The 11,466-nt window shown below is 46.0% G+C and carries 10 protein-coding genes; 8 read left to right on the top strand and 2 right to left on the bottom strand.

Features of this window, described 5'->3' with window-relative positions; all coding sequences use genetic code 11:
• The first annotated feature begins 27 nt into the window (after positions 1–27).
• The 8 genes from ACESSO_RS00195 to ACESSO_RS00160 all read left to right on the top strand — a co-directional run bounded on the left by ACESSO_RS00195 (position 28) and on the right by ACESSO_RS00160 (position 9,502).
• Positions 28–771 carry a sugar isomerase domain-containing protein gene (locus ACESSO_RS00195; RefSeq protein WP_373162940.1) on the top strand — a complete coding sequence of 248 codons (744 nt, stop codon included), beginning with the start codon at positions 28–30 and terminating at the stop codon, positions 769–771.
• 378 nt (positions 772–1,149) lie between these two features.
• Entirely contained in the window at positions 1,150–1,593 is a 444-nt protein-coding gene (locus tag ACESSO_RS00190; RefSeq protein WP_373162938.1) for an NfeD family protein, read from the top strand.
• 26 nt (positions 1,594–1,619) lie between these two features.
• Positions 1,620–2,531 carry an SPFH domain-containing protein gene (locus ACESSO_RS00185; RefSeq protein WP_373162936.1) on the top strand — a complete coding sequence of 304 codons (912 nt, stop codon included), beginning with the start codon at positions 1,620–1,622 and terminating at the stop codon, positions 2,529–2,531.
• Between the two features lie 125 nt (positions 2,532–2,656).
• On the top strand, positions 2,657–3,169 hold the full coding sequence (locus ACESSO_RS00180) for a hypothetical protein (RefSeq protein WP_373162935.1): 513 nt from the start codon (positions 2,657–2,659) through the stop codon (positions 3,167–3,169).
• Between the two features lie 92 nt (positions 3,170–3,261).
• A complete protein-coding gene (locus ACESSO_RS00175; RefSeq protein ID WP_373162933.1) occupies positions 3,262–5,196 on the top strand; it encodes an HlyD family efflux transporter periplasmic adaptor subunit in 1,935 nt (644 codons plus the stop codon).
• 10 nt (positions 5,197–5,206) lie between these two features.
• Positions 5,207–5,965, top strand: a complete 759-nt coding sequence (locus tag ACESSO_RS00170; protein WP_373162932.1) for an ABC transporter ATP-binding protein — start codon at positions 5,207–5,209, stop codon at positions 5,963–5,965.
• The gene (locus ACESSO_RS00165; protein WP_373162931.1) at positions 5,962–7,212 is read left to right on the top strand and encodes an ABC transporter permease; all 1,251 of its coding nucleotides are present in this window, start codon (positions 5,962–5,964) and stop codon (positions 7,210–7,212) included. Before ACESSO_RS00170 ends, ACESSO_RS00165 begins: the two co-directional genes overlap by 4 nt.
• A 16-nt stretch (positions 7,213–7,228) precedes the next feature.
• Positions 7,229–9,502 carry an S-layer homology domain-containing protein gene (locus ACESSO_RS00160; RefSeq protein ID WP_373162930.1) on the top strand — a complete coding sequence of 758 codons (2,274 nt, stop codon included), beginning with the start codon at positions 7,229–7,231 and terminating at the stop codon, positions 9,500–9,502.
• Positions 9,503–9,684: 182 nt separating this feature from the next.
• Here ACESSO_RS00160 and thiD read toward each other — a convergent pair whose 3' ends face one another.
• Both thiD and ACESSO_RS00150 read right to left on the bottom strand, forming a co-directional pair.
• Positions 9,685–10,467, bottom strand: a complete 783-nt coding sequence (gene thiD, locus ACESSO_RS00155) for a bifunctional hydroxymethylpyrimidine kinase/phosphomethylpyrimidine kinase (RefSeq protein ID WP_373162929.1) — start codon at positions 10,465–10,467, stop codon at positions 9,685–9,687.
• Positions 10,464–11,372: a radical SAM protein gene (locus ACESSO_RS00150; RefSeq protein ID WP_373162928.1), complete on the bottom strand. Its 909-nt coding sequence runs from the start codon at positions 11,370–11,372 to the stop codon at positions 10,464–10,466. Before ACESSO_RS00150 ends, thiD begins: the two co-directional genes overlap by 4 nt.
• Positions 11,373–11,466: the final 94 nt, after the last annotated feature.

Raw genomic sequence — 11,466 nt, 5'->3', positions numbered from 1 at the left:
TGAGCGTAAACGAAAGGTTGCTATACGATGGGTTCTAAATACATAAAGCGTATCTACGAGCTTCTAAAAATCATTGAAACGGAAGAAGCCGCAAATATGCATAAGGCCGTTGATATGCTTTTCGACTGCATTCAACACAAATCTACCATTTATACTTTTGGTGCCAGCCATGCCGGTATCTTAAGCGAGGAACTGTATTATCGTGCTGGTGGACTCATGCTCTTCAACCCTATTTTCGGGAGAGAGCTTATGCTGGATTCCAGCCCGATAACCCTGACCAGTGAGATGGAACGCTGCCACGGCTATGGGAAAGCTCTTGCACAAAACAAGGCGGATTTTCGGCCGGGTGATGTACTGATTGCACACTCTGTATCCGGACGCAATCCTGTGGCGATAGAAATTGCTGCAGAAGCGAAGGAAAAGGGAGCTTATGTAATTGCTGTTACAAATCTTGCCTACTCCAAATCGGTTTCATCTCGCCACGCTTCCGGTAAGCGACTATTCGAACTGGCAGACATCATACTGGATAATCACGGTGATGTCGGGGATGCTTGCGTGGAAATCAGTGGCATAGATCAGAAGGTTTCACCCACATCAACTGTAATTGGTGCAACAATGCTCAACTCAATTGTAGCGGAGCTAGCCCAAAAACTGGTGGATTCGGGAATGAAAAAGCCTCCGATATTTTACAGTGCAAATCTGGATGGCGGCGATGAATTGAATCAAAAGCTGTATCAGGAATATCAAGACGTTATTCGCTATAAGTTTTGACGGTGGGACAGATACTTTGAAAACCAGACTCTGTAGTAATTTTTTGATAATGCCATAAAAACAGCATAACGCAGGACGGTGAATTTCCATTTGGGGATTCACCGTTTTGTGATTTATAGTTCAATATTATTGGTCTGATACGACGGGATTTTTACCATTCCGGTAATGGCGTAAAGTGTCTAAGGCCATATTGTACGGAGCAAATATGAGAAAGGAAGATGTGTGGATTACAAATATTATAGCTGGCCTGATACGGTGCGTAGTGTCATGGTGGGAGAACTCTCGATAAGAATCGCGTAGAGTTTGTCTGGCAATAATGGTTTTACTGTACAATTTCACAGGTTCATGCTATACTGTTTTCAAAGGAGGGATCAATAGATGCTGTTTGGAATTAACAGCCTTTATATTTGGATGGCTGTCATCATCATATGCGTTGCTGTAGAAGCTTTTACATTGGATTTATCTGCCATATGGTTTGCTGTTGGCGGCGTTGCTGCATTGATTGCAGCCAGCCTCTCGTTGGAAGTCTCCTCTCAACTGGTTATTTTTGTTTTGTTTTCCGCGGCATTACTTGCATTGGTTCGTCCGTTTTGTCGAAAATTTTTAAAAACAAAAAATGAGCCTACTAATGCAGATCGTATCATCGGTGAAACAGCAATTGTAACAGAACAGATTGACAATGTTCACGAAACTGGTGCAGTTAAAATCTTGGGCTCAATTTGGACAGCGCGCAGTATCGATGATTCTGTCATTGCGGAAGGAGTGGCAGTAAAAGTTGTTGCAATCCGTGGTGTAAAAGCTATGGTGCAAAAGGTAGGATAAGATTCTGTAGAGTAAAGGAGAATAGTATGCCGTATTTAATTTATGGACTTTGGATTATTCTGGCGATTTTGTTGATTGCTTTCTTAGCAAGTAATATTGTAATTGTTCCGCAGGCAAAGGCATATATTGTAGAACGCTTGGGAACCTATAAGTGCACATGGAATACCGGTCTGCACATCAAAGTACCGCTTTTTGAACGGGTTGCCCGGAGGGTAACTTTGAAAGAGCAGGTAGTGGACTTTCCACCGCAGCCGGTTATCACGAAAGATAATGTCACGATGCAGATTGATACGGTCGTATATTTTCAGATTACTGACCCCAAATTATTCACGTACGGTATCGAAAGCCCGATGGCTGCCATTGAGAACCTGACAGCCACAACCCTCCGAAACATTATCGGCGATCTGGAGCTGGACCAGACGCTGACCAGCCGCGATATCATCAATACCAAAATGCGTGCTATTTTGGATGAAGCGACGGATGCATGGGGTATCAAGGTAAATCGCGTGGAGCTGAAAAATATCATTCCGCCGGCTGCGATTCAGGAATCGATGGAAAAGCAGATGAAGGCAGAGCGTGAGCGTCGTGAATCCATTCTGGTTGCAGAAGGTAAGAAGCAGTCTGCGATTCTAGTTGCGGAAGGCGAAAAGGAAGCAACGGTTCTTGCTGCGGAAGCCAATCGTTTGGCAAAGATAAAGGAGGCAGAAGGCGAAGCGGAAGCATTGTTGACCGTGCAAAAAGCACTGGCAGACTCCATTGCCATGCTGAACGACGCCGCACCGTCCGAACAGGTTATTAAGTTAAAATCGCTGGAAGCATTCAGCGCCGCAGCAGATGGGAAATCAACAAAAATTATTATTCCCAGCGAAATTCAAGCACTTGCTGGTCTGGCCACTTCATTTAAAGAAGTTATCACAGAACCCAAAACAGAAAAGTGATTCAATTGCAGCCCGCCGAATACAGGTGGGCTGTTTTTCATTTGATTCTATATTCCACTGCTTGCAACGTGTTATATCTTATGATAAACTATATTAGTTAAAATGTGCGTTGGAGGAACGGCGTGATGCATCAGCATGTTTTTGTGATAAATGGCAGCGGCGGAGTCGGAAAGGATACGATTTGCGAAATGGCAGCTGCCTTTTGGAAGGTGAAAAACATATCCTCGATCACTCCGATTCTTCAAGTAGCACGTTCAGCAGGATGGGATGGGACCAAAACGCCGGAAGCAAGGCGATTTTTGTCCCAGCTCAAGGAAGTATGCACAGAATTTAATGATCTGCCATTCCGGTATTGTATGGAGCAATATCAGAATTTCATGCAAAGTGATGCAGAAATTCTATTTGTTCACATTCGGGAGCCGGAAGCAATTATACGCTTCCGCGAAGCGGTCAGTGGGGACTGTAAGACTGTTTTGGTGCAAAGACCGGCGCTGGAACAGGCCCGTGGTACTCTGGGAAATCGCTCGGATGATGGTGTCACGAATTATACATATGATGGCATCTTCATCAATGACGGTGCATTGGAGGAATTGCCGGAAAAGGTGTATTCTTTTTTCAAATGCTTTATGGAATCATAAATGATTACATAAAAGGGCTGATGTTGGATAGGATCTCTGTGCAAAATTTCCATATGTACAATTTAGGATAGAGAAAAGAAAGGAACACTGTTATGAGCGAAGAAAATAAGCAGAAGTCTCAGTCGGTTTCAAAAGGTGGTGCGCATGTTGCCAAACCAGGTGGTAAGGCAGCGGCCGCTGCAACAGAGAACAAGGCGGAAGGAGAAAACTTAACCGTACCAAAGCGCAATAAATATGCTGACAAGATGAATAAAAAGAAAAGTCGTCTCAGCAAGGGTGTACGGATCGGCATCGGTATAGCGGTGATTGTTTTGTTGCTTGCTGCCGGTATCTTTCTGGTATGGAAAACCCGCAATACAGGTACTGAATTGCAAGGGGAAACAACAGCTGAGGCTACCCGTGGCATGTTGGAAACTTATATTGAGGGCAGCGGCGTCACGGCAGCAAAAAAACGTGAGGAGCTTGGCCGAGATTTGAAAGGCAAGGTAACCGACGTTCTGGTTGAAGTGGGCGATGAGGTCAAGAAGGGCGATAAACTGGTTGTGGTTAATCCGACGGAAACCCGTCAGGAATTAGAAACCGCACAAAATGAATTGGCGGAGGCCCAACGTTCGGTCACCACTGCGCAGTCTGAGGTGACACAGGCTCAAAATACATTAAACGCAGCGCAGAAGAAGCTGAGCAAATTAAATGTTACCGCGCCGTTTACCGGTAAAATTATCCCCGTGTCGGATTCTGAAGGGAATACGACAACTTATCGTGTTGGTCAGCAGATCAGCGAAGGGGAAGTTATCGGTCATATGGTGGACGACAGCAAGATGACTCTTTCGCTGTACTTTAGCTCTGCATATATGAATGATATTCAAAGTGGACAGTCTGCTACTGTCTCTATTCCTTCTGCGATGAGTGAAATTTCCGGCACGGTTTCTTCTGTAGAAAAATCTGAAAAAATTTCTACAGACGGCGTTAAAATGTTCCGTGTTGTGGTTTCTATGCAGAATCCGGGAACCTTGACCAAAGGCATGGTGGCTACGGCAACGATTTCTGCCGGCAATGCGGGAACGGTATATCCTGCGGAATCCGGTACGCTGGAGTATAGTCGTGAAGAAGCTGTCACTGCGCAAGTCAGCGGTGAGATCAGTGCAGTCAACGGAATTGATTATTACAGTTATAGCAGTGGTGCCACAATTATGCGTCTGACCAGTGATTCGGCGCAGGATGAAGTGAAGAATGCGCAAAACGGTGTTACTACAGCGAAAAACGGTGTTACTACAGCACAGAAGCTGGTCAAGGACAAGCAGGACCGGATTACTGAGTTGAAAAAGCTGATTGAAAATGCAACAATTGAATCTCCCATTGATGGTGTTGTGGTCAGTGTCAATGCGGTAGCGGATCAAGATATAAGTGGCACGGATGCTTTGGTAGTAGTGGCAGATCTTAATGATATTGTTGTCAATGCCGATATTCTGTCAACGGATGTAGGTGCTGTACAGCCTGGTCAATCGGCTACCATGAGCATGTATAATTATGATGGTTCTCAGTTAACGTTAACCGGTACAGTGGATTCTGTCGCACTGGAACCGACACAGGATAGCAGTGGCGGTGGACAGGGCAGTATGCCGACTTTCCGTGCCGTTATTGCAATTGACCCTATTGAGGGACAGTCCATTTACAGCGGTATGATGGTGGACTATAAAATCACAACGGCATCGTCCATGGATTGTCTTATGGTACCGTCGCGTGCCATTGTGAATACAGACAGCGGCACCGCGGTTTTTGCCAAACCTCTTACTGATGAAAATGGTGAAGAAATTCCTTTCAGCGAAACTTTGCCGATTCCGGAGGGAACAGAGGGTATACCGGAAGGCTTTGTACTGGTGCCGGTAGAGGTCGGTATTGCGGACTCCACCAATACGGAAATCCTTTGGGGCATTGACGAGGGAACTACGGTGTTCCTTGCAGGACCGCAGGATATGTATGCCGACATGAATATGGAGTCCGGCGGCGCTGTTATGGCCGTTGGGTAAGGAGGGCGCTATGTTTTGGAAAAAAGCGCCTCGGTCGGATGTTGCAGAGCAGGGAGCGGGAGCAACCGATCTGTTAATCGATGTCCGGCAAATGAGTAAAATTTATAATGAAGGTCGGGAAAATGAAGTCCGCGCTTTGGATAATATTTCGTTAGAGGTGAAATGGGGAGAATTCCTCTGTATCTTGGGACAATCAGGCTCAGGAAAATCCACCTTGATGAATATTTTGGGGTGCTTGGATATTCCGACCTATGGTACATATTATTTAAATGGTCAAGCGGTCAGCGATATGAAACCATCCGTGCTTTCCGGCATTCGAAACCGGGAAATCGGTTTCATCTTTCAGGGTTTTAATTTGATTCCAGCACTTACTGCTTTGGAAAACGTTGAATTACCCCTGATTTATCGCGGTATGAGCAGAGAAGAACGCAGACAATTGGCTACTGATGCACTGATTTCGGTTGGACTGGAAAAGCGAATGGATCATCGGCCGGGAGAAATGTCTGGCGGTCAGCAACAGCGCGTTGCCATCGCACGTGCGGTTGCGGCAAATCCCCCTATCATCATGGCTGACGAGCCGACAGGTAATCTGGATTCTGCATCGGGTCTGGAAATCATGCGTCAGCTTTCCACATTGAATGCGCAGGGAACATCGATTATCCTAATTACACATGATAATCATCTGGCACAAATGGCAAAGCGGATTGTCACAATTCAAGATGGCCATATCATTTCCGATGCTCCCTCGAAAGGAGGATTGGATGTATGAATTGGCTTCAAACCGTTCGAATGGCATTTAAGTCCATCATGAATAACAAGGTCCGCTCCATTTTGACTATGCTCGGTATCATTATCGGCGTAGCTTCGGTTATTGCGATTGTTGCCTATATCCAAGGCGGTACCAAATTACAGCGTCTGCAATATGAGGCGATGGGTGTGAACCGCATTGATGTATATGGCTCTGGAGCCAAGAGCAGGGACTGGCAGGATTTTGAGGAGTATCTGGATACAGAGCTTGCAGATAAAGTTGCTGCATGGTCGCCGCAAAGCCAATATTATGATTGGCAGAGCGATGGTATCCAATATCGTCGTCAAAAACTGACCAATGAAAATGGTATGACCTATATGTATTTCGGCAATCAGGATTATGGCGAAGTTACAAGTCACAGCATCTCCATTGGACGCGATCTTTCCAAAGACGATTGCGATAGTAGGGCGCGTGTCTGCGTCATTGGTGAAACGCTACAAAAGTATTTTTTCGGTGCGATGAGCCCGCTGGGGCAGAAACTGAGAATCGGCGGAAAAAGCTTTGAAGTGGTCGGCGTCTATGCCGGAAAGTATGAAGGAAAACTGAACACGGAAGACCAGTTGATCGTTTTTCCTTATACATTGCAGAACAGCATGATGAGCATGAGCGGTATGTCGGATAAGCAGTATGTTATCAAGGCGGCAAGTAAGGATGATATCTCCGAATTGACCGATACGCTGTTGCCCGGCTTTATGCAGAGCCGTTGCGAGTCCAACGGAGGATATTTCAGCGCATATTCAAACAGCCAATGGCAGGAACAGTCCGAGGCTTCGGCGAATATGTTTGCGCTGCTTGGCGGCGGTATTGCCGGTATTTCTCTGCTGGTAGGCGGCATTGGTATCATGAACATTATGCTGGTTTCTGTGACGGAACGTACACGGGAAATTGGTATTCGTATGGCAATTGGCGCACGAAAGCGCGATATTATTGGACAATTTTTGGTAGAAGCAGCGGTTGTATCGTGCTTTGGCGGCATTATTGGTATTGTGCTGGGATGCTTTTTGTCCGCTATTTTGGGCAATCTGTTATTGATGCAGCAGATGTCAAGCAGTTACATGCCGACTATAGAGCAGTTTACGGTTTTGCCGTCGTTTGGATTGATCCTCGGTGCGTTTTTGTTTTCTGCGTTGATAGGTATCATTTTCGGACTTTATCCTGCGAATAAGGCTTCCAATTTGCAGCCGGTTGACGCGCTGCGTACGCAATAAAGCGAGGTGAGCGATCTTGAAAAGAAAAATTATAAGCATTCTTTTGGTTGTTTTATTTGTTTTTTCTCCTGTGTCTGCTGCATTTACTGATATTTCCGACGGTAAACTGGCGCAGACAGCTTCAGTCCTTGATGCGCTTGGCATTATGCAGGGCGTAGGGAATAATCGTTTTGATCCGGACAGTTCGCTGACACGTGCTCAGTTCTGCAAGCTGGCAGTAACTGCAATGGGCTTTTCGGATGTCAGCGCCTATGGCAGTTATACAATTTTTCCGGATGTGAAAAAAACACACTGGGCTGCACAGTATATCAATGCTGCGGTTCGGCATCCGGATCTAAAGGAGCAGGCGATCATCCGTGGATATGCGGATGGTACGTTTGGACCGGATAAAATTGTAACTTATGGTGAAGTGTGCACGATGTTGCTGCGCATTCTTGGCTACAAAGAAGCCGATGTAGGACCGTTTTGGCCTGACGATTATATTGCGCGTGCGCAATCGCTTGGACTGACCAAAGGCGTGTCATTGTCAGATGATAAAGCATCAGTGAAGCGATCGGATGCAGCGATCATGCTGCTTAACACCTTGGGAGCAGAGGTAAAAGGAAATGACGGTGGCTTGCTGCTGGAGCGCGTTGCTTCTGCAACGATCAAGGACAGTATATTGCTGGAAACCAATGATACAGACAGTTCACTTGCGGCAAATGAGGCTGTTTTCTATGAAGGCGGAGCGGTGAGTGAAACGCCGAGAAAAACCGCAGGAACCTTAGACAAGAGCATGATTGGTGTATGCGGCACGATCGTAATCAGTAAAGAAGGCGAAAAGGCTGCTGTAGGAATAATTCCCAATAACAATAAGGTGGAAACGTATACGGTAACGGATGTATCGGCCGATGGTATTCAAACAGAGCTTCAGACTTTGCAACCCAATCGAGACATCAATGTATATGTGTCCAGAGAAGGAAGAAAACTGGGAACATTTGCAGAAATGTGGTCTACCATCCAAGCAGGGGATATTTTGAACTGCTATTATAACGAGTATGGTTCTCTGGAATTGATGGCGGTTCTGCCCCGTGTATCCGCATCTGGTGGTAACTCGTTTGTCTATGGCGTTGCTACTTCTGTGAATATCCCGGATGGATATCAAATTGTTAAAAACGGTACTGTAGTGGATCGTACCAAATTGAAAAAATACGATGTGATTACACTGGATGCAGCGAACAAGCAAGCGCTTGTTTCAGATGTGAAAATCAGTGGCCAATACTTAAGCGGAACACCTACGTTTAGCTATCCACAGACGGTTACCATGTACGGCAAAAACTATTCGATTTCAGATCGTGCAGCGGCGACCTTTGCGAACATTAAGCTCAAAGATTATATTACGCTTCTGTTTGATACGGAAGGAAATGTCGTGGCGGCCTATCCGAAGCGTGATGTAAGTGCGGATATGCAAGGCGTTGTTACAAATGTTAAAGATAATGCTACGGCAACTGTTGCGCTGTTTAATGGCCTCACATTACAAGATATTGCTGTCAATGCTGATGAAATAAGCGGCATGCTTGGTCGTGTAGTTGTGGTTGGGCAATCCTCTGATGGCAAGGCATCCTTGAGTGTTAAAACGCTCAGCGGCAAAGTATCTGGTGCATGGTCGATTGCTGATGGTAAGCTGGGAGATCATACGGTTTCTTCTAAAGTTAGGGTGTATGAGGAAGTATTGACCGGGGCACCGCTAAACGCGATTAAGACTTCAGATATCCTGTCAGCAACAGTGGATTCCAGTCAAATTCGTTATACAGTTACAGATAGCGCCGGAACGGTGACCAATATTGTTCTTGGTGATGTAACGGGCGAGAGTTGGATGTATGGTATTGCCTATGGTGAAAACCGTGCAAATGGTGAATCAGAAACAAATTTTGTCAGACTGAAATATTGGGATGGTTCTGGCAGTGCTGAAGCAACTTATCGAGTTCTGTCGTTGCCTGGGGCATTGAGTGGCGCTCCTGTTGGCATTCCGAAGGGTTACTCCACGAACGAAAATATTGTAAATCATACGTTTGCAACGCAGAAGCTGGAATTGATAGATACGGTTGATCTTGCGGCATTTGATGGTTCGTCCGGTGTAAAAACGAAAGATGGTTATTATGCACTGGCAAGCAATATTGGCGTGTACATTTCTGCGCGGAATGAGTTTGTGTCTTTGCAGAATGCAAGGTCCAACTATACTTCCTTCCGACTGTATGCGAACAAGTCTGCTGAAGATGGCGGTAAGATTCGCATGATTCTTGCCTCCTAAGGACAGCTGAAAAGACGCCGCAGAACGAAATAGTTCTGCGGCGTCATACTAGCGCATATTGTGAGTGCGGATATCCATGCTCCAAACGGTGCGGTCACAGACTTTTGGATAAAAAGATATAGCGAAAAAGTCCGGCGTTAGCCGGACTTTTTTATAGCGCGTTTTTGATTGATATATGAATATTATTCCCATTTTACTTTGTGCTGTAATGGCCCGGATCCGTGTCCCAAATCAAGACCATATTGAATACAAGCGGTCAGATAACGCTTTGCACGTTTAACGCTGCCGGTCAGTGAGATACCTTGCGCCAGTCCGCATGCGATAGCAGATGAGAGTGTACAGCCTGTGCCATGGGTGTTTGGATTGTTAATACGGGTAGCCGGGAGCCAATGCATTTGCTCTTCAGTGAATAATAGGTCATCTGCACAATCTGATAAATGGCCACCTTTGACAAGTACCGCACTGCCTGTTTTTGCTGCAATTTGCTTCGCAGCCTGTTCCATCTGCGCTTTTGTTGAGATATAAGAGCCGGAAAGAGCTGCCGCTTCCGCTAAATTGGGTGTAATAAGTGTGCAAAGTGGGAATATTTCCTCAATAAGAGCTTTGGCGGCATCTGGTCGGAGTAGATCATGTCCACTGGAGGACATCATGACCGGATCAAGAACGATGTTCTGCGCATGATGTGCCTGTAGTCGTTTTGCGGTTGCGTGAATGATTTCCGTATCATACAGCATGCCCAACTTGACTGCATCCGGACGTATATCGTTAAACACACAGTCAATCTGCTTCTCAACTAAAGAAGCGGAAATCGGCTGCATTCCAAAAACTCCGGTAGTGTTCTGGGCAATCACAACAGTTATTACGCTCATTCCGAAAAGACCATGCGCTTCAATCGTTTTCAGATCTGCTTGAATTCCTGCGCCGCCGGTCGGATCGGTTCCGGCAATCGAAAGAACGGTTTTCATGATTTACAGTCCTCCAATCCAAACCCATCAAATGCGGGGATAAAACTTTTACTAATAGATTCTGAATGCTGGAAGAAACCACCCAGCCCCAGAGAAAGAAACAATTCACAAGCATCTACGTATTCATTGTCCGTAATAGTTCGGTTTAATTCTGGCCAATCCTGCATGTCAAATGGAGTATATTGACGCATTAGACTCACCAATGCAATATCTCCAAAACGGGTGGCAATATCGCGTAGTACCTGTGCAGTGTCACTGGCGAGACCCGGCAGCATCAGATGCCGAATAATCGTTCCTCGGGTCAATAGCCCATTATCGTCAAACTGTGGAGCGCCTGTTTGACGAATCATTTCAGTGATGGCCGCAACGGCAATCTCCCGATAATCTTCGGTATGAGAATAGCGGGAAGCGTAATAGCTGCTGTAATATTTATAGTCAGGCAAATAGATATCTACATACCCTTCCAGTAAACGCAGGGTTTCCAAACATTCATATCCGCTGGAATTATATACGACGGGGAGATGTAGCCCGCTGCTGCGGGCAAGCGATAACGCTTGGATGATTTGCGGAACATAATGCGCACCGGTCACGAGATTGATGTTGTGCGCGCCCTGCTTCTCTAGGGACAGAAAGGTTTGTGCCAGCTCTTCGGAGGAGAGTGGCTTTCCAAAACCGTCCCGCCGACTGATCTGACGGTTTTGGCAGAACACACATCCGAGTGAGCAGTGTGAAAAAAACACAGTGCCGGAACCGTGCTTTCCGGAAATTGGCGGTTCTTCCCATAGGTGCAAACTGGCGCGTGCAGCTTCGATTCGATCGTTTGCACCGCATAAGCCGCGTGTGCGTGTACGATCCGCACCGCATGCCCGAGGACATAGCTTACAGTTTTTCAGCAGACCCGTCAATTTTATCCCTCCGATCAAATTTATTATAGCGTATTTAAGTATGGAAATAAAGGTAGGATTTGTGATATACTATTTGAAAAAGCAATACAGGAGA

The sequence above is a fragment of the Agathobaculum sp. Marseille-P7918 genome, assembly GCF_964248325.1.
Taxonomy (GTDB): Bacteria; Bacillota; Clostridia; order Oscillospirales; family Butyricicoccaceae; genus Agathobaculum.
This window is presented reverse-complemented; position numbering and strand designations above follow the sequence as displayed.

Excerpts from the sequence above, each read along its gene's own strand:
- ACESSO_RS00195 (WP_373162940.1), top strand. The coding sequence starts at position 28 with ATGGGTTCTAAATACATAAAGCGTATCTACGAGCTTCTAAAAATCATT.
- ACESSO_RS00180 (WP_373162935.1), top strand. The coding sequence starts at position 2,657 with ATGCATCAGCATGTTTTTGTGATAAATGGCAGCGGCGGAGTCGGAAAG.
- ACESSO_RS00185 (WP_373162936.1), top strand. The coding sequence starts at position 1,620 with ATGCCGTATTTAATTTATGGACTTTGGATTATTCTGGCGATTTTGTTG.
- thiD (WP_373162929.1), bottom strand. The coding sequence starts at position 10,467 with ATGAAAACCGTTCTTTCGATTGCCGGAACCGATCCGACCGGCGGCGCA.
- ACESSO_RS00175 (WP_373162933.1), top strand. The coding sequence starts at position 3,262 with ATGAGCGAAGAAAATAAGCAGAAGTCTCAGTCGGTTTCAAAAGGTGGT.
- ACESSO_RS00165 (WP_373162931.1), top strand. The coding sequence starts at position 5,962 with ATGAATTGGCTTCAAACCGTTCGAATGGCATTTAAGTCCATCATGAAT.
- ACESSO_RS00170 (WP_373162932.1), top strand. The coding sequence starts at position 5,207 with ATGTTTTGGAAAAAAGCGCCTCGGTCGGATGTTGCAGAGCAGGGAGCG.
- ACESSO_RS00190 (WP_373162938.1), top strand. The coding sequence starts at position 1,150 with ATGCTGTTTGGAATTAACAGCCTTTATATTTGGATGGCTGTCATCATC.